At 41.1% G+C, this 17,350-nt stretch carries 16 protein-coding genes; 13 read left to right on the plus strand and 3 right to left on the minus strand.

Annotation, left to right across the window (positions count from 1 at the left end):
- Positions 1 to 272 precede the first annotated feature (272 nt).
- The 4 genes from ACGTJS_RS06225 to ACGTJS_RS06240 all read left to right on the plus strand — a co-directional run bounded on the left by ACGTJS_RS06225 (position 273) and on the right by ACGTJS_RS06240 (position 5,530).
- The gene (locus ACGTJS_RS06225; RefSeq protein WP_410473139.1) at positions 273 to 1,562 is read left to right on the plus strand and encodes an OmpA family protein; all 1,290 of its coding nucleotides are present in this window, start codon (positions 273 to 275) and stop codon (positions 1,560 to 1,562) included.
- 82 nt (positions 1,563 to 1,644) lie between these two features.
- Positions 1,645 to 3,486 carry a translational GTPase TypA gene (gene typA / locus ACGTJS_RS06230; protein WP_410473140.1) on the plus strand — a complete coding sequence of 614 codons (1,842 nt, stop codon included), beginning with the start codon at positions 1,645 to 1,647 and terminating at the stop codon, positions 3,484 to 3,486.
- 203 nt (positions 3,487 to 3,689) lie between these two features.
- The gene (mscL, locus tag ACGTJS_RS06235; RefSeq protein ID WP_410473141.1) at positions 3,690 to 4,121 is read left to right on the plus strand and encodes a large conductance mechanosensitive channel protein MscL; all 432 of its coding nucleotides are present in this window, start codon (positions 3,690 to 3,692) and stop codon (positions 4,119 to 4,121) included.
- A 113-nt stretch (positions 4,122 to 4,234) separates the two neighbouring features.
- Positions 4,235 to 5,530 carry a D-amino acid dehydrogenase gene (locus tag ACGTJS_RS06240; protein ID WP_410473142.1) on the plus strand — a complete coding sequence of 432 codons (1,296 nt, stop codon included), beginning with the start codon at positions 4,235 to 4,237 and terminating at the stop codon, positions 5,528 to 5,530.
- 11 nt (positions 5,531 to 5,541) lie between these two features.
- On the opposite strand, the gene phoR is transcribed toward ACGTJS_RS06240, so the two are convergent.
- Positions 5,542 to 6,549, minus strand: coding sequence for a phosphate regulon sensor histidine kinase PhoR (gene phoR, locus ACGTJS_RS06245; RefSeq protein ID WP_410473143.1), 1,008 nt, complete (start codon positions 6,547 to 6,549; stop codon positions 5,542 to 5,544).
- A gap of 92 nt (positions 6,550 to 6,641) precedes the next feature.
- Here phoR and rlmH point away from each other — a divergent pair, with 92 nt between their 5' ends.
- Positions 6,642 to 7,136 carry a 23S rRNA (pseudouridine(1915)-N(3))-methyltransferase RlmH gene (rlmH, locus tag ACGTJS_RS06250; protein ID WP_315041135.1) on the plus strand — a complete coding sequence of 165 codons (495 nt, stop codon included), beginning with the start codon at positions 6,642 to 6,644 and terminating at the stop codon, positions 7,134 to 7,136.
- A 58-nt stretch (positions 7,137 to 7,194) separates the two neighbouring features.
- On the opposite strand, the gene tyrS is transcribed toward rlmH, so the two are convergent.
- Together tyrS and ACGTJS_RS06260 are read right to left on the minus strand one after the other, a co-directional pair.
- Entirely contained in the window at positions 7,195 to 8,403 is a 1,209-nt protein-coding gene (gene tyrS, locus ACGTJS_RS06255; protein WP_315041134.1) for a tyrosine--tRNA ligase, read from the minus strand.
- Between the two features lie 242 nt (positions 8,404 to 8,645).
- Positions 8,646 to 9,071, minus strand: coding sequence for an adhesin (locus ACGTJS_RS06260; RefSeq protein ID WP_315041132.1), 426 nt, complete (start codon positions 9,069 to 9,071; stop codon positions 8,646 to 8,648).
- 340 nt (positions 9,072 to 9,411) lie between these two features.
- Here ACGTJS_RS06260 and rsmH point away from each other — a divergent pair, with 340 nt between their 5' ends.
- From rsmH to ACGTJS_RS06300, 8 genes are all read left to right on the plus strand, one after another.
- Positions 9,412 to 10,392, plus strand: a complete 981-nt coding sequence (gene rsmH, locus ACGTJS_RS06265; protein ID WP_315041130.1) for a 16S rRNA (cytosine(1402)-N(4))-methyltransferase RsmH — start codon at positions 9,412 to 9,414, stop codon at positions 10,390 to 10,392.
- Between the two features lie 38 nt (positions 10,393 to 10,430).
- The gene (locus ACGTJS_RS06270) at positions 10,431 to 10,952 is read left to right on the plus strand and encodes a cell division protein FtsL (RefSeq protein ID WP_410473144.1); all 522 of its coding nucleotides are present in this window, start codon (positions 10,431 to 10,433) and stop codon (positions 10,950 to 10,952) included.
- A gap of 66 nt (positions 10,953 to 11,018) precedes the next feature.
- Entirely contained in the window at positions 11,019 to 13,031 is a 2,013-nt protein-coding gene (locus ACGTJS_RS06275) for a peptidoglycan D,D-transpeptidase FtsI family protein (RefSeq protein WP_410473145.1), read from the plus strand.
- Between the two features lie 28 nt (positions 13,032 to 13,059).
- Positions 13,060 to 14,607: a UDP-N-acetylmuramoyl-L-alanyl-D-glutamate--2,6-diaminopimelate ligase gene (locus tag ACGTJS_RS06280; protein WP_410473146.1), complete on the plus strand. Its 1,548-nt coding sequence runs from the start codon at positions 13,060 to 13,062 to the stop codon at positions 14,605 to 14,607.
- Positions 14,608 to 14,789: 182 nt separating this feature from the next.
- Positions 14,790 to 15,104, plus strand: a complete 315-nt coding sequence (locus ACGTJS_RS06285; protein ID WP_410473147.1) for an antitoxin — start codon at positions 14,790 to 14,792, stop codon at positions 15,102 to 15,104.
- Entirely contained in the window at positions 15,101 to 15,514 is a 414-nt protein-coding gene (locus ACGTJS_RS06290) for a PIN domain-containing protein (protein ID WP_315041118.1), read from the plus strand. The genes ACGTJS_RS06285 and ACGTJS_RS06290 overlap by 4 nt, the downstream gene beginning before the upstream one ends.
- 5 nt (positions 15,515 to 15,519) lie before the next feature.
- Complete coding sequence (locus ACGTJS_RS06295) at positions 15,520 to 15,819, plus strand: hypothetical protein (RefSeq protein ID WP_410473148.1); 300 nt, start codon at positions 15,520 to 15,522, stop codon at positions 15,817 to 15,819.
- Between the two features lie 12 nt (positions 15,820 to 15,831).
- On the plus strand, positions 15,832 to 17,319 hold the full coding sequence (locus tag ACGTJS_RS06300) for a UDP-N-acetylmuramoyl-tripeptide--D-alanyl-D-alanine ligase (RefSeq protein WP_410473149.1): 1,488 nt from the start codon (positions 15,832 to 15,834) through the stop codon (positions 17,317 to 17,319).
- Positions 17,320 to 17,350 lie beyond the last annotated feature (31 nt).

Genomic DNA, 17,350 nt, shown 5'->3' on the forward strand with positions numbered 1-17,350 from the left:
CAAAAAAAATCTTTTTGCATTAAAATTCCACCATATCAACAACTGGTATAGTCTATCTATTATTGGTGTGCATTTTTTAATCAAATTTATACAAAAACCATAAAGATTTTAAGGTTTTTTGTAATAATTTGACGAAAAAATAAAAAAATGGTTGTTATTTTAATGATAAAACGTTAAGCTATTAACAACTGAAGTTTTAGGGTGGGTTTGCACTCACTTACGATAGGTAGACTATCATTTGTAACTTAAAGACAAATCCTTCTGGAGGAATTATGAAAGTATATAACAAAATCGCGCTTGCGATTCTAGCTTCTAGTGCCGCTGCTACTGCATCTGCTGGCGTAACTGTAACCCCATTAATGTTGGGCTATCATGTATCTAACGATATCTCTGACACTGCTAAAAAACAACGTGGTACTTTAGATGCTGGTACTCAAACTGTTCTAAGCACTCAAGTAGCTAATGACCCTAAAATTAGTGGTCGTGGTAACGGTGTTGCATTAGACAGCGATTTGTATGTAGGTGCAGGTATCGGTATTGAGTTAACTCCAACTATCGCATTAGAGCTTGAATACGGCGAAAAAAATACTGACGCTTATGCAAATGAAGTTTCAAAAAATGCTGGTTTAGATTTTGACGCAAAACAAAAAATGTACTCAGGTAACGTTACCGTTGGTACAGAAACTTTCACAGGTTATACTAACAGCCCATTCAAACCATACGTATTAGTTGGTGCGGGTGTGTCTGATATCTCTGTAAAAAACAAAAAAGCTTACACTAAATCAAACGGTCAAAATGTTGCAGCAGGTACTGAAGTTGCAGAATCTAAAGATACAATTGGTAACTTAGGTCTAGGTGCTTACTACCGTATCAACGATGCATTAAGCCTACGTGGTGAAGCACGTGCTATCCACAACTTTGACAACAACTGGTGGGAAGGCATGGCATTGGCTGGCTTGAACGTTGTTCTAGGTGGACACTTAGCACCAGCAGCAGCTGTTGTTGAGCCAACAGTTGTACCAGTTGCACCAGTTGCACCAACTATCGTAGCTGAAGGCGACGAAGACCAAGACGGCGTAGTAGATAGCCTAGACCAATGTCCAGGCACACCATTAAATGTCGTTGTTGACGCACAAGGCTGCCCACAACAATTGGTAACAGATGACCAATTACGTATGGAATTGCGTGTATTCTTTGACAATGACAAAACTATCATCAAAGACCAATACAAACCAGAAATCCAAAAAGTTGCAGAAAAAATGAATGAATATCCAAATGCAACTGCTGCGATTGAAGGTCATGCTTCTAAAAACTCTAAACGTTCAAGTGCAAAATACAACCAACGTTTATCAGAAGCTCGTGCAAACGCAGTTAAAGGCGTGTTAGTGAACCAATTCGGTATTAACCCAGCACGTATCAGCACAGTAGGTTATGGTTTTGACCGTCCAATCGCTGACAATGCGACTAAAGAAGGTCAAGCAATGAACCGTCGTGTATACGCAACTATCTCTGGTAACAAAACTCAAACAGTTACCCAAACTAAAGATATGAACGTACAATAATCTTTAGCATGAGAAACCAGAAAAGCTACCCCTTGAACGGGTAGCTTTTTTGTTATTTTATAAAATTTATCAAGAGAAATTTATGTCAGATTCTATCAAAAATCTTCGCAATATTGCGATTATTGCCCACGTTGACCATGGTAAAACCACTTTGGTTGACAAACTTCTACAACAATCAGGTACTTTTGGTGAGCGTGCCGCCGAGGTTGAGCGTGTGATGGACTCAAACGCCCTAGAGCAAGAGCGTGGGATTACTATTTTAGCCAAAAACACTGCAATCCGTTGGACCAATCCAAAAGACGGTCAAGAATACCGTATTAATATCGTGGATACCCCCGGTCACGCCGACTTTGGTGGCGAAGTTGAACGTGTGATGTCGATGGTGGACTGTGTTCTATTGCTGGTTGATGCGGTTGATGGTCCTATGCCACAGACACGTTTTGTTACATCAAAAGCCTTTGCGCGCGGCTTAAAACCAATTGTTGTGATTAACAAAATTGACAAACCATCGGCACGTCCAGACTGGGTGATGGACCAAGTGTTTGATTTGTTTGATAATTTGGGTGCAACCGATGAGCAGTTGGATTTTCCGATTGTTTATACATCAGCGATGAACGGCATTGCAGGATTAGAGCCTGACGCATTGGCGGAAAATATGCAACCGTTGTTTGAAACGATTGTCAATGTGGTAGAACCACCGCACGTGGATACCGAGGGCCCGTTCCAAATGCAAATTTCTAGCCTTGATTATGACAATTTTAAAGGTTTAATCGGTATCGGTCGTATTCAACGTGGCTCGGTAAAAACCAACACGCCTGTAACCGTGATTGACAAAGAAGGCAACAAACGCAATGGTCGTATTTTGCAAATCATGGGTTATCACGGTCTGGAGCGTATTGAAGTGCCGATGGCACAAGCAGGTGATATCGTGTGTATCACAGGTATTGATGCGTTAAATATCTCGGACACGATTTGCGACCCACAAAATGTCGAAGCCTTACCAGCGTTAAGCGTTGATGAGCCGACTGTTTCGATGACTTTCCAAGTAAACAACTCACCATTTGCAGGTAAAGAAGGCAAATTCGTGACTTCTCGTAATATCCGTGAACGTCTTGAGCGTGAATTGATTCACAATGTGGCGTTGCGTGTGGAAGATACCGACAGTCCTGATAAATTTAAAGTGTCTGGTCGTGGCGAATTGCATTTATCGGTATTGATTGAAAATATGCGTCGTGAAGGTTTTGAACTTGGCGTTTCTCGTCCAGAAGTGATTGTACGTGAAGTTGATGGCGAAAAACAAGAACCGTATGAAAACGTGATTTTTGACGTTGAAGAACAACATCAAGGTGCGGTAATGGAACAAATGGGATACCGTAAAGGCGAACTAACCAATATGGAAGTGGACGGCAAAGGTCGTATCCGTATTGAAGCGGTCGTGCCGTCTCGTGGTCTGATTGGTTTTCGTTCAGAGTTTTTGACCTTGACATCAGGTACAGGGATTATGACTTCAAGTTTTTCACACTATGGTCCTGTCAAAGCGGGCGAAGTGGCAAAACGCCAAAACGGTGTGTTAATATCGATGGTGACAGGTACGGTGTTAGGCTATGCCTTGTTCAACCTACAAGACCGTGGACGTATGTTCGTGTCGCCACAAACCGAAGTATACGAAGGCATGATTGTCGGTCAAAACTCTCGTAGCGATGACATGGTGGTAAACCCAACCAAAGCCAAACAGCTGACCAACGTGCGTGCAAGTGGTACAGACGATGCGATTATTTTAACGCCACCAATTATCTTTACGTTGGAACAAGCGTTAGAATTTATTGAAGATGATGAATTGGTTGAAGTTACGCCAAAATCTATCCGTCTGCGTAAAAAACACTTGACCGAAAACGACCGTAAACGCAACAGTCGTGGTAATTAATTGAACAAATTAATTAAGAATATCTAAAAAATAAATAAAAAATAGCTTGTCAATGCAAGCTATTTTTTATAATATGATCCGTTATTTATTCATTTGATAATTTTGAAAACAGTGAATTTATAATTTTCAATTAAAAATGTGATAACAAAAATTTTTTTCACATACAACAAACACAAAACAACCTTAGGTTGGGGTATTTTCTTATGAGTATATTACAAGAATTTAAAGAATTTGCGGTAAAAGGCAATGTGATGGATTTGGCTGTCGGTGTGATTATCGGTGGTGCGTTCGGTAAAATCACCACGTCATTGGTTGAAGATGTAATTATGCCAATCATCTCTGCGATTATGGGCGGTAAGATTGATTTTACCAATATGTTTGTAGTGTTGGGGAATGTTCCAGAAGGCACAGCGATGACCTACGAAGCCCTGAAAGCCGCCGGTGTGCCAGTGCTTGCCTATGGCAATTTTATCACCATTGTGATTAATTTTATCATTTTGGCATTTATCGTATTTATGTTGGTAAAAGGCATGAATAAAATGCGTAAACAAGCAGAAGCCGAGCCAGAAGCACCAGCAGAGCCAAGTGAAGAAGTATTGTTACTGCGTGAAATCAGTGCCAAACTTAGCAAATAATAACAAGTTATTGTTGATTATCAAAGCTCAAAAACCCTTAAAGTCATTGCTTTAAGGGTTTTATTTTGGCAAAATATTCATCAAAATCAACTTAATAGAACCATGAGAAAAATATGACACAGCACGTGATAGTGCTAGGTGCGGGCGTTGTGGGTGTAACGACCGCTTGGCAACTGGCACAAGCAGGCTTTAGCGTTACCGTGATTGAGCAAGAAAGTGGGGCTGGGCTACAAACGTCTTTTGCCAATGGTGGACAAATATCGGTTTGTCATGCAACGCCGTGGGCAAATCCTAGCACCCCGATGAAAGCATTAAAATGGCTATGGCAAGAAGATGCCCCCTTGTTATTTCGTTGGCAACGTTTGTTTGGACGAGATTTTGATGCGGATTTATGGCGATGGGGTTGGCAGTTTTTACAACAATGTCAATCAATAAATGCCGATAAAAACTTGGTGCAAATGGTTAATTTGGGTCTGTATTCTAGACAAATTTTGACAAAAGTGCGAGAGCAAACCCACATTGATTACGATTGTTTAACCAAAGGCATTATGCACTTTTACACCGATAAAAAAGAGTTTGAGCAAGCCCATGCTCCGACCGAACGTATGCGACAGTTGGGTTGTGACCGTGAAATTATCAGCGTGAAACAGGCGATTTTGCTAGAGCCTGCCCTTGCCAGTTGTGCCGACAATTTGGTTGGTGCGACTTATACCGCCCTTGATGAATCAGGCGATGCCAAAAAATTTACCCAAGAGCTTGCCAAACATTGCCAAAATCAAGGCGTTCAATTTTTGTTTAATCATCAGATTGAACGACTTTTATTTAAAAATCAACAAATTACAGGGGTAAAAGTTGTTACTGAACAACAAAGCCAAGTCTTAACTGCCGACAAATATGTGTTGGCGATGGGCAGTTATAGTCCATTTTTGGTAAAAGATTTGGGCGTGCATTTGCCGATTTATCCTGCCAAAGGCTATTCTGCGACTTATCCTGTCGTGGATAAAGACAAAACCCCCTATGTCAGTTTGATTGATGATGAGTATAAATTGGTTTATTCACGGCTAGGTGAACGCTTGCGGGTGGCAGGGACGGCAGAGTTTAATGGTTTTAATTTGGCATTAAATGCGGTGCGTTGTCAAGCAATTAGCCGTAGAGTACAACAAGTATTTGGTAATGTGGTGGATTTTTCACAGCCAAATTTTTGGACAGGCTTGCGACCGATGACACCGTCCAATGTGCCAATTATTGGGCGTGCGGTCAATGCTCAAGGGCGGATTGACAATCTGTATCTGAATACTGGACATGGTACGCTGGGTTGGACGCATTCAAACGGCTCAGCAAAGGCAATGAGTGATATTTTGTTGGGCAAAAAGCCTGATGTGGATTTTAATTTTGTCGGTTTAACATAAAATTTACGCCATTATTTTGGAAAAATAATGCTAAAGGTTGAGCTTTTGCCAATTTGAGATGTAATATGTAATTTTGCATGATGTTGATTTAATACATGCTTCACAATCGCCAATCCCAAACCCGTCCCACCTGTTTCACGGCTACGTCCGCTATCCACACGATAAAACCGCTCGGTCAGCCGTTCAATGTGTTCAGGTGCGATACCGATACCGTTATCCGACACGCTAAAATGGTAGCCATCGGCTTGTTCCGTCCAACGGATATGAATTTCACCGCCTTTGGGCGTGTATTTAATGGCGTTGGTGATAAGATTATTTAATGCACTTGTTAGATAATCTTCATAACCTTGTAGGTGGGCTTGGCTGTCAATTTCCAAATGAATGAGATGTTCAAAATCACGATTTTGGGCTTGGGCATCGTCAAACAACTGGGTCAAAAGTCTTGGCATATCAATTTCTTTCATCTCGCCAAGGTTGTTGTCATTTTCAAGTTTTGACAACAGCAACAAATCGTTGATGATATTTTTCATGCGTAAACTTTGTTGCGACATTTGTGAAAACGCCCGTTGCCAGCGTGGTTCAAGGTCTGGCTGTTCGCTAAAAGTTTCAAGATAACCCATTAGCACCGTCAAAGGCGTGCGTAATTCGTGCGATACATTGGCAACAAAGTCTTTTCGCATGGTGTCAAGCTGTTGGTGTCGTTCGCTAAGCTCTTGTTTTTCTTGGGAAATTTTTTGGATTTTTAGGGCGGATTTTTCAAAAAAAGGGTTTAAACCGATTTTGTTGTCTAACTGATTTTCCGAATTGTCCAAAAATTTTTGCAAATGTTGTAATTGATAAAATAGAAAAATGCAAAAAATACCGAAACCTAGACTAAAACTCAGCGTCAAAGCAAATAATAAGCCAGAAATTTGCCAATTTTTGCAAAAAAATGCCAAAATTAAGCCAAAACATAGCGAAATTGCGATGACAATGCCAAAGTTTTTCCATAAATAGGTGGTTAAGGTGCGTTTTGCCATTTTTATTATCAGCCAAAAGGTGAAAAAGATAGCATGATGATACGGTTTTTTTGTTACAATGCCATGAAATTTTTTCAAAAATGGGAGAGATGATGAAAGCGAGAATTTTAGCCGTGGGGCAAAAAATGCCGACATGGGTGCAAACGGGTTTTGACGATTATTATAAACGTATTCAACCCATGCTTGCAACCGAAATGGTGGAAATCCCAGCGAGCAAACGTGGCAAAAATCCATCGGCGAGCGAGCTTGAAAAATATGCCATTACTGAAGGCGGTCTGATTTTGCAAGCCCATGCCAATGCCAAGCGAGAGCGGTTGATTTGCCTTGATGTGCGTGGCAAAAACCTGTCCACCGAAGATTTGTCCGACAAAATCAGCGAATCCATGCAAATGGGCGATGATATGGCGTTTGTGATTGGTGGGGCGGACGGCTTGTCAAAAGATGTGTTGGCAAAGGCGGATTTTAAGTGGTCGTTGTCAAATTTGACTTTGCCACACCCCTTGGTGCGAGTGTTGTTGATGGAGCAGTTGTACCGAGCGATGACGATTATCCATCATCACCCGTATCATCGTGGTGATTATTTTTAACCTCAATCAATTCATTTGCTAAATCTTCAACACAAGGTTGCATATTATTTCCTTAAAATCACTCAACCGTTACTTTCGCATACGCCTTTTTCCCTGCTTGGATAATCACCGTTTGCCCAGCTTTTAGCGAAAAACCTGTGTCCACGATTTCATTATCCACTTTCACTGACTTGTTTTTCAAAAAGTCTTTGGCTTGAGCTGAATTTTTGACAAGCCCTGCTTGATTTAGCACTTGAACGATAAACAATTGCTCTTCGCCATTTAAACTTAGCGTAACTTCTGGTAAATCAATCGGCAATTCACCGTCCGCTAAGCGATTGCCTGCCGATTTGTGGGCGTTTTCCGCCGATTCTTTATCATGAAAACGCTCAATCAATTCCAACGCCAAAATACGCTTAATCTCTTGCGGATTGCGACCGTTCGCCATTTCATCAAGCAAAGCATTCACTTCGCTCATCGGTTTAAAACTTAACAACTCAAAATAACGAGCAATTAGCGTATCAGGCATAGACAGGATTTTTTGGTACATCATACCCGCAGGGTCATTGATACCGATGTAATTGCCGAGCGATTTGCTCATTTTTTGCACACCGTCTAAGCCTTCCAAAATTGGCATGGTAATACACACTTGTGGTTCTTGGTCGTAGCGAGATTGTAGCGTTCGCCCCATTAGCACGTTAAAGGTTTGGTCAGTACCACCAAGTTCCACGTCCGCTTTCATCGCAATGCTGTCATAGCCTTGCACGAGCGGATACAAAAATTCATGAATAGAAATCGGTGTTTGGCTTTCATAACGCTTTGAAAAATCATCACGCTCAAGCATACGAGAAACCGTCTGCTGACTTGCCAATGCAATCATATCGCCTGCCGACATTTTGCCAAACCAGTCTGAGTTAAACATAATCGTGGTTTTGCTTTTATCCAAAATTTTAAAAACTTGGTCGGCATACGTTTGGGCGTTTGCTTTCACTTGCTCTTCAGTCAATGGCGGACGAGTGGCGTTTTTGCCCGATGGGTCGCCAATGCGAGCAGTGTAATCTCCAATCAAAAACAGCACTTCATGCCCCAAATCTTGAAAATGACGCAATTTATTTAGTACCACCGTATGCCCAAAATGCAAATCTGGGGCGGTCGGGTCCATGCCAAGTTTGACACGCAATGGGCGTTTGGCTTTGAGTTTTTTGATTAAATCTTCTTTAGAATAAATATCTTGCACGCCACGTTCAATTAGGGCTAATTGTTCTTCAATCGGTAAAAAGTTGCTCATAATGCACCTGTTTGTTTATTAAAAATTAAGAACCTGTATTCACAACATTACGCAGTAAAATTTTATATTTTTTTAATGGATATTTGTTTTCTTTTTCATTGCAAAAACGTTGTGAATACAGGTTCTAAGTAAAAATTGTGATTATTCTAACATAAATTGTTAAATAAAAACCAAAAAAATAGCCACACTTTCGCATGGCTATTTTGTTAATTTTACAACAAGCTGATTTTACAAAAAACTGCTTATTTTAATTTTTTTAACGAAGTAACACGGCAGTCTTTATAAATAATTTCTGACGCTTCGTTTTGAATGCTCACATTGGCTTTGTGGTAGTTTGACAAAGTGAAATCATTGCTACCTTCGGTCATCAAGCTATAGTTATTTTCATCGCCAAACACCGTATCTACGCTGTCTGAGCGGTCAAGGTTAATCGGCATAAAGCGGTTTTTGCCGTTGGCATAAATACTGGCATAAGTTGGCAATTTTTCAGCATTAAAGCCATAAGTTACTTTGGTTTTTTTGTTGCCTTGACATTGATAAGACACTTCACGTTTTAAAACGGTGCTTGCGTCCGCTTCATGAGCGTCAGTCGCACTGTATTCTGCGTGGGCTGTGCCGACAAGGGCAGTCATGGTTAAAGCAGTTAAAGCGATGGTTTGTAGTTTCATGTTCATTACCTTTTAATTAATTTACCAAAAATTGTCATGCAAAAGCACAACGTAAAAATTAAGTTTTGTTAAACAATTTGCGTTTAATAACTTATGATATTATTTTAACAAAAAAAATTGGCAAAAATAGGGTAAAAAAGTAATGAATTGTTGCTAGGATAAGCAATTTTGTAAAAAAAGCGATTTTTTGACATAAATTGTTACATTTGACACAATCAACAATAGGAAAGTTATTTTGAAACATTTATTTGAAAAAAAATCAACAAAAAACAAAGATTTTACTTGACCCTGTCGCTAGGTAAGCGATAATAAGCAGTTAAATTTTATTTTAGGTAACGCCATGTCTAATAGCGAACAAAAGTCTTATTTTTTGCATGAAACGGTTTTGTTAAAAGAAACGGTTGCTAGTGTTTTGGGTGTAAAAAAAGTAGATGATTTGCAAAAAAATTTGCCAAAAAAATCGGGCATTTTTGTGGATGCAACCTTTGGGCGTGGCGGACATAGCCGATTGTTGCTTGAATACCTTGCCGATGATGCGGTTTTGGTGGTGTTTGACAAAGACCCACAAGCGATAGCAGTTGCCAAAAACTTGGCAAAAAACGACAGCCGTATCAAAGTCGTGCATGATAGTTTTGCTAATATTATCAATGCGTTAGCAAGTTTAAATATTGACAAAGTGGACGGTATCATGGCGGATTTGGGCGTGTCTAGTCCACAGCTAGATGATGGCAGTCGTGGCTTTAGCTTTATGCGTGATGGCGTGGTGGATATGCGAATGGACACCAGCCGTGGGCAGTCGGTGGGCGAGTGGCTACAGATGGTTGATGAAGAAACGCTTGCTAATGTGCTTTTTGAGTATGGCGAAGAACGCTATAGCCGTAGGATTGCCCGTGCGATTAAGCAGATGGAAAATTACAATTCCACATTAGAGCTTGCTGAAACCATCAAACAAGCCCACCCAAATTGGCAAAAAGGCAAACACCCTGCAACCCAGAGTTTTCAAGCCATGCGGATTTTTATTAACAATGAATTGGGTGATGTGGAGACGTTTTTGGACGCAAGTTTGACCGTGCTAAAACCAAATGGACGGCTTGCGGTGATTAGCTTTCATTCGCTAGAAGACAGACGCATTAAGCAGTTTTTGCAAAAGCACAGCAAGGGGCAATACCCAGAAGATGAGCAGTTGCCGATACCGCCAAAACGCCCAAAATATCTGACAAAACCCGAACGCACCGCCCCAAGCGATGGCGAAGTTAAGCAAAACCCACGAGCCAGAAGTGCGTGGCTAAGGTCGGCAAGTCGCACTGATATTGTTTTTTAACCGTTTTTTTTAATTTTTTCACAGTCAAGCAGTTTGTTATGCTAAAATCCAATGCAACCTTTTTAAACAACGCAAAAAATTCTCAGTCAAATCCTGATAAAGCCAGTTTTATGGACAATGTGCAGGTCGCTAAGGCAATCTTTGCTAAAAAAAACCAACAAAATTCCACTAAATTAACACCGCACCGTGGCACAACAGGCGTGAATCAAGATGGCATTCAACAAAATATCAATGATGTACTTAATGCCGAATATCGTGGCATGAGTTTATACAGCATTGCGATGATTTTTTTGATTATTGCGATTTTGTGGACAGGGGTGCAAACGGTTGAACAGGTGCAACAATATCACCAAGAATACGGACAGTTGCAACAGTTAAAAAAAGATTTTCGTGCACTTCAGATTGAACACCAACAAATGTTGATTGAACAACAGGCATTTAGTGCCACGCCTCAAGTTACCAATCGTGCGGTTACTGAGTTAAATATGTTTTATCCCAACGTGTCTGACCGTATGATTATTAATAACAATGGACAAGAAATTCATCAAAAAAACTTCTGACGAAGATGTTAAACCCATTGTAATTGACTAAAATACTCAACATTAATTCACTGATGTAACTATATTATGTTTAAGCTGTCAAAAAATAAAAAAACCACCCAAAAAACTACCACAACCAAACGCAAAAATGCAGGTGCGTCCATGCGAGCCAGCGTGGAAACGGACAACCCACGTTTTAAATTGGTTTGGTTGTTGATGGTGCTGTGTTTTGGGGCATTGTTTAGCCGTTTGGCATATGTGCAAGTGATTAACCCAGCTTATTACCAAGAAAAGGGCAACCAACTGATTACCACCACGGTCAAACAGTCGCCGTATCGTGGCATGATTACTGACAGAAACAATATTCCTTTGGCGATTTCAGCACCGTTGGTTACGGTCGTTTTTAGCCCACACGATTATGCAGTTGAGTACTACAGTTTAAAAAAGAGTGAAGAAGAATTAAACAAATCCACCCCCAGTAAAGTGGTGAATGAAAATAAAGCACGAGTTGCCAAACGTCTGCAAAACATGGATTTGCAACGATTATCAGCATTAACAGGAATCGATGTCAATCAGTTCAAACATGCGGTACAAATTAACAACAACATAGATTTTTCGGACGAAGAAGCGGTCAAATCCGTGTTACCAAATGGGGCAGGTTCGCATTATTTTATGTTGATGAAAAATGTCAGTCCAGAAAACGCCCAAGGTGTGATAAATGCCGACTTTGCAGGGGTGAATGTGGAGTATTTTTACCAACGTTTTTATCCACAGCCACAACCAAACGCACAGTTGTTGGGTTTTATGTCAAAATCTGATGACAAAGATGGCGGACATTATCGTGGACAATCAGGGATTGAGCGGGTTTTTGATGAGCAATTATCGGGTGATTTTGGCGAAGTGATGGTAATGAAAGATGCCAAAAATAACCGTTTAAAAGAAATCAAACAAATCAAACCTGAAGTTGCAGGCAAAGACATTCAGTTAACCATTGATTCACGCTTGCAATATATTTTGTATCAAGAGTTGGAGCGTGCAGGGCGTTTGCAAAAAGCCCAATGGGCGACAGGTATGATAGTTGATGTCAGTTCTGGCGAAGTGCTTGCCATGTCAAACTGGCCGTCATTTAACCCCAATGATTTAAACAGTATGACCAACGAAAATCAGCGAAATCATGCGTTGATTGATATGTTTGAACCGGGTTCGGTGATGAAGCCTATTACTGTTGCGACAGGGTTAAAATCAGGGCAATATAATTTAAATTCAAAAATTAACACAAGCCCTGGTAGCATGAATGTGCAAGGGCATACCATCAGAGACCACGGCAATTTGGGTGTGATTAGCTTACGTCAGCTTATCCAAAAATCCAGTAATATCGGCTCGGCAAAAATCGCTTTGTCTTTACCACCAAGTACCATGAGCGAAACTCAAAAACTATTTGGTTTTGGCAAAAAAACTAATCTGAAATTACCGGGGGAAGTGGCTGGCAACGTTCCTACGCCCAACAACAATGAAATCGCACGCCGAGCGACAGTCTCTTATGGTTATGGACTTAACGTAACACTGGCTCAACTGGCACAAGCCTACACAGTGCTAGGCTCTGGCGGTATTTTTCGTCCTTTGACTGTGGTAAGAAGTAGCCGTGATAACGCCATCAATAGCCACAGTCTTAACAATGTCGCCGTGCCATTTGCCAAGCCAGACAGCACACAAATTATCAAAAATTCTGATGCCTTGGCGGTCGTGGATATGATGTCAAGCGTAACCGAAGCAGGTGGAACGGCACGCCTTGCCGCCATTGATGGCTACCGTGTCGCAGGTAAAACAGGCACAGCCAGACGTGTGAACCCAAAAGGCGGTTATTATGATAACCAATATCATACTTCATTTGTCGGTATTGCCCCAGCCTCTAACCCTCGCTTTGTCGTGGCGATTATGGTGGAAAATCCGCAATTACAAAAATTTGGCGGCTTGGTCGCAGCACCCGTATTTAAAAACGTGATGAAAGAAACCTTGCGTCTGTACAACGTGCCTTTTGACAAACCGTTAACAGGCAAAGAAGTAACCAGTGTAGATGCCAACAGTGCCAATGATTTATAAAAACACACATGATAAAAAGGAAAAAATCATGAAAATTTCGCAATTTACTCTAAATAATGAATTAAAACAAATTTTACAATTAGTTGAAAATTTAACTTTTAACAACTTTGCCGTTGATAGCCGAAAAGTGCAAAAAGGCGATGCGTTTATTTTGTTAAAAAGCCAAAATCCCAATGCCAAATTTGATTTGCAAACGCTTGGCAGTTATTTAAACCAAGTCAAAGACAAAGCGGTGTTTGTGTTGTCCGAGCTTGACGTGTCAGAGATAGCCAAAGCGTATGATTTTCCGATTGTGCTTTTGCCAAACATTCGGAATTTTTTGGGTGATTTGATTTGTCAAAGTTTGCAATTGACCGAAAAAGCGTTAAATGAAAAAATAGCCTTGCCAAAAATCGTTGCCGTTACAGGCACAAATGGCAAAACTACCGTCAGCCAACTTACCGCCCAGCTTATCAGCCAAGCCAACATCAAAACCGCTGTCATGGGAACGGCAGGTAATGGCATTCTACCCAATCTTACCCCAAGCACGCACACCACGCTTGAAGTGTTTAATTTGCACCATACCATTTTTGATTTTGCCAAACAAGGCGTACAGGCGTTAGCGATTGAAGCCAGCTCGCACGGCTTGCACCAACAGCGTTTACAGGGCGTGGGCGTTAATGTGGCGATGTTTACCAACCTTAGCCGAGACCATTTGGATTATCATGCCGACATGGACGATTATGCACAGGCTAAGGCACGTTTGTTTGATAAAAATGAATTTCCACAATTGACGCACGCCATCATCAATCTTGATGATGAGTTTAGCGAGTTGATGATTAACAAGGCAAAACAGTCGGATTTGACCGTTTGGACGTACAGTTTAACCAACGATAAAGCCGATTTTTTTGCCAAAACAATCGCCCCAAGTTTGAGCGGTGTGGATTTGATTTTAACAACGCCACGAGGGGAATTGGCGGTAAAAAGTCCGCTGTTAGGGCGGTTTAATGTGGCAAATTTATTGGCAAGTATTGGCGGTGTTTTGGCTTTATCAGAGAGTGGGGTAATGGGTTTAACACTTGACCAAATCCAAACCGCTGTGCCAAATTTGTATGGAGCGATTGGGCGAATGGACAGAGTGCCTTCAAAAGCTGGCTGTTTTATCGTGGATTATGCTCACACGCCAGATGCACTTGAGCAGGTTTTTACAAGTCTAAAACAGCACTGCACAGGCGAGTTGTGGGCGGTATTCGGCTGTGGCGGTGATAGAGATAAGGGCAAGCGTCCGCTGATGGCACAAGTTGGACTAAAATTTGCCGATAAGGTGATTTTTACCGCTGACAACCCACGCACCGAAAACCCTAACGCTATTTTAAACGATATGCAACAAGGCATGACCTGCGAGCAACATTACAAGGCGATGATTGAGCCTGACCGCAAAACGGCGATTGAATATGCGGTGCAAAATGCAGGGGCGAATGATATTGTGGTGATTGCAGGCAAGGGGCATGAGACTTATCAAGAGATTGATGGTGTACGGTATGATTTTGATGATAAAGTGATTGTTAAAAATGCGTTGGGAAAATTTGGGAAGTAACGTGAATATTAAAGTTTATTGCCAGTAAGAACATTCTTGCGGTCGGGCTTGACCGTCTGGGAGCAGGAATCCCCGAACGATAGGGAGGAGAGGAAGTCAAAAACAAAAACTATCTAAGATTTTGGCAGTTAACTTGATATATATCAAGATATATACTATAATCAGTCTAAAAAGGAGTGCTTATGTCAAATTTACACATTTCTTCTAAAACCAGCCCACCAACTTCAATCCCAACAACCGCCAAAATCTTCATGAACGGACGCAGTCAAGCTGTACGCTTGCCATTGGCATATCGTTTTGATACCGATGAAGTTTATATCAGCCGTGATGAGACAACAGGCAACATCATTTTGTCTGCCAAACCCAAAAAAATAAACGATTGGAACAGCGTATTTCAAGCCATCAGCGAATTGCAAGTGGACGATGTGGCAGGATTTTTAGACACACCAAAAGACGACAGAGAGCCAAAAGACGTGTTTGGAGATTGGCACGCATGAAACAGTATATGTTTGAAACCAATATGCTTAGTTTTTTATTACGCAGTGTCATGCAAAATCAGCATACTCGCATTCAAGAAAAATTGGCGTATTGTCATCATTCACAATTGTTTATTTCTAACATTGTGCTTGCCGAAGTGTTATTTGGGCTTGCCAAAAAACCTGAAGCAACACGTCTACACAAGGCAACGCATTTACTCCTTGAGCAGTTTAATGTGGCGGTTTTTGATGAAAAAATGAGCGAACATTATGGGCAATTTAAAGCAAATTTGATACGTTCTGGCAAAAATCTCACGCCACTGGATTTATTAATAGCATCTCACGCTGATGGGCTTGGCATGACTTTGATAAGTAATGACCAAGCGTTTTTTCAATTGGAAAATTTTAGTGTGGAAGATTGGACGGTATAAAAATAATGCTCAAATTTGACGAATTGATAAGAACCTTATTTGTAGAAATTGATAAATATAATTTTTATTTAAAATTAAAAATTGAACTTATCAAAACCCACGACAATCGATTTTATACACGAGTGTTTGAAGAAAATCTTTATGAATTAACACCAACTTTTGACGAAAGTTTTTTTGCACCCAATCACCGTTCGGACGAGTTGTTATTTATTCCTATTGATTATTATTTTGATAAGGATAAATATGATGACGAGCAAGAATGCCTTGAAAAAACGCTACAAAAAATTGAGCAGATTTTTAATTAAAAGAGAAAAAATATGACCCCATACATTTGGCAAAAAGAAAACCTAACCCAAGCGGTAAAAGACCTAAACCCAACTTGGCAAGGCGAATTTACCGCACAAAGTACCAAAATCACGACTGACACTCGCAAAATTGAGCAAGGCGACATTTTTTTGGCAATTAAAGGCGACAACTTTGACGGACATGACTATGTGCAAACCGCCAAAGACAAAGGGGCGATTTTAGCCATTATCAGCACGGCTCAAGCGGTGGAATTACCGCAACTGATTGTCAGCGATACCAAACTGGCACTTGGCAAACTTGGGGCGTATCGCAGAGACCAGCACCCAAATCTCAAAGTCGTTGCCATCACAGGCTCGATGGGCAAAACCACCGCCAAAGAAATGCTCGGTGCGATTTTGGGTCGCATTGCCCCAACGCTCATCACTCGTGGCAATCTCAACAACGATTTGGGCGTGCCGATGATGTTGCTTGAATTAACGGACGAACACCGCTATGCTGTCATGGAGCTGGGGGCGAACCACGTTGGAGAGATTGCTTATACTACAAGCCTTGTCAAGCCTGATGTGGCGTGCGTGCTAAACATTGGCACGGCTCATTTGGGCGAGTTTGGCGGACGAGACAACATTGCCAAAACCAAAGCCGAAATTTATCAAGGTTTAAATCAAGATGGCGTGGCGGTTGTGCCGTTTGGTGATGATTATTTTGAAATTTTGCAAAATACCGCTCAAAATTTTACCAAAAATATTATCACTTTTGGTGAGCGTGAAGTATCGCTTGAGCAGGCTGGCGTAGATATAAGCAAAATTCACGAAATTGGCTTGACCAAAGACGACATGATTATGCTTGCAGGCGATGTATTTGCCGATGATGTGGACGTGGGCAATGTGTGCGAATCTAGCCTAAATTTTAATTTTGAAATTGATGAAATTCAAAGCACAGACGTAACCTTGCATTTTGCAGGCGAGCATAACATTACCAATGCGTTGGCAAGTTCCGCTTGTGCGGTGGCGTTGGGATTATCCATTGATGAGATTGCACAAGGTTTAAACGTGGCAAAACCTGCTAAAGGGCGGTTAAATTTTAGTGACTTTACCAATAAAGGGGGCAAACATACGCTGATTGATGACACTTACAATTCCAATCCGTCTGCGGTAATGGCGGCTGCTAACGTCTTGATAAATCAAGATAAAGTAAAAGTTTTGGTGCTGGGTGATATTGGCGAGCTTGGCGATGAAGCGGTCAATGAACACGCCAAACTTGGCGAAAAACTTGCCCAAATGCCAATTGATAAATTACTGGTAGTCGGTGAATTAATGGCTCATACGGCAAAATCCGCCAATGCCATTACGCCTGATTTTGCCATTCATTTTGACAACAAAAGCGACTTGGCAGAGCATTTAAAACAACTGCTTGCCAATGACGCTTGCACCGTGCTGTTTAAAGGTTCACGCTTTATGGCGATGGAAACGGTGATTGCGGATTTATTAACCAACAATTAAAAATAGAGCTTTTGGCAAAAACTGTTACGTT

Origin of the sequence: Faucicola mancuniensis, from assembly GCF_046523945.1 — a bacterium.
Taxonomy (GTDB): Bacteria; Pseudomonadota; Gammaproteobacteria; order Pseudomonadales; family Moraxellaceae; genus Faucicola; species Faucicola mancuniensis.

What these genes read in the sequence shown, in the direction of transcription:
- ACGTJS_RS06225 (WP_410473139.1), top strand. Translation starts at nt 273, where the DNA reads ATGAAAGTATATAACAAAATCGCGCTTGCGATTCTAGCTTCTAGTGCC.
- typA (WP_410473140.1), top strand. Translation starts at nt 1,645, where the DNA reads ATGTCAGATTCTATCAAAAATCTTCGCAATATTGCGATTATTGCCCAC.
- mscL (WP_410473141.1), top strand. Translation starts at nt 3,690, where the DNA reads ATGAGTATATTACAAGAATTTAAAGAATTTGCGGTAAAAGGCAATGTG.
- ACGTJS_RS06240 (WP_410473142.1), top strand. Translation starts at nt 4,235, where the DNA reads ATGACACAGCACGTGATAGTGCTAGGTGCGGGCGTTGTGGGTGTAACG.
- phoR (WP_410473143.1), bottom strand. Translation starts at nt 6,549, where the DNA reads ATGGCAAAACGCACCTTAACCACCTATTTATGGAAAAACTTTGGCATT.
- rlmH (WP_315041135.1), top strand. Translation starts at nt 6,642, where the DNA reads ATGAAAGCGAGAATTTTAGCCGTGGGGCAAAAAATGCCGACATGGGTG.
- tyrS (WP_315041134.1), bottom strand. Translation starts at nt 8,403, where the DNA reads ATGAGCAACTTTTTACCGATTGAAGAACAATTAGCCCTAATTGAACGT.
- ACGTJS_RS06260 (WP_315041132.1), bottom strand. Translation starts at nt 9,071, where the DNA reads ATGAAACTACAAACCATCGCTTTAACTGCTTTAACCATGACTGCCCTT.
- rsmH (WP_315041130.1), top strand. Translation starts at nt 9,412, where the DNA reads ATGTCTAATAGCGAACAAAAGTCTTATTTTTTGCATGAAACGGTTTTG.
- ACGTJS_RS06270 (WP_410473144.1), top strand. Translation starts at nt 10,431, where the DNA reads ATGCTAAAATCCAATGCAACCTTTTTAAACAACGCAAAAAATTCTCAG.
- ACGTJS_RS06275 (WP_410473145.1), top strand. Translation starts at nt 11,019, where the DNA reads ATGTTTAAGCTGTCAAAAAATAAAAAAACCACCCAAAAAACTACCACA.
- ACGTJS_RS06280 (WP_410473146.1), top strand. Translation starts at nt 13,060, where the DNA reads ATGAAAATTTCGCAATTTACTCTAAATAATGAATTAAAACAAATTTTA.
- ACGTJS_RS06285 (WP_410473147.1), top strand. Translation starts at nt 14,790, where the DNA reads ATGTCAAATTTACACATTTCTTCTAAAACCAGCCCACCAACTTCAATC.
- ACGTJS_RS06290 (WP_315041118.1), top strand. Translation starts at nt 15,101, where the DNA reads ATGAAACAGTATATGTTTGAAACCAATATGCTTAGTTTTTTATTACGC.
- ACGTJS_RS06295 (WP_410473148.1), top strand. Translation starts at nt 15,520, where the DNA reads ATGCTCAAATTTGACGAATTGATAAGAACCTTATTTGTAGAAATTGAT.
- ACGTJS_RS06300 (WP_410473149.1), top strand. Translation starts at nt 15,832, where the DNA reads ATGACCCCATACATTTGGCAAAAAGAAAACCTAACCCAAGCGGTAAAA.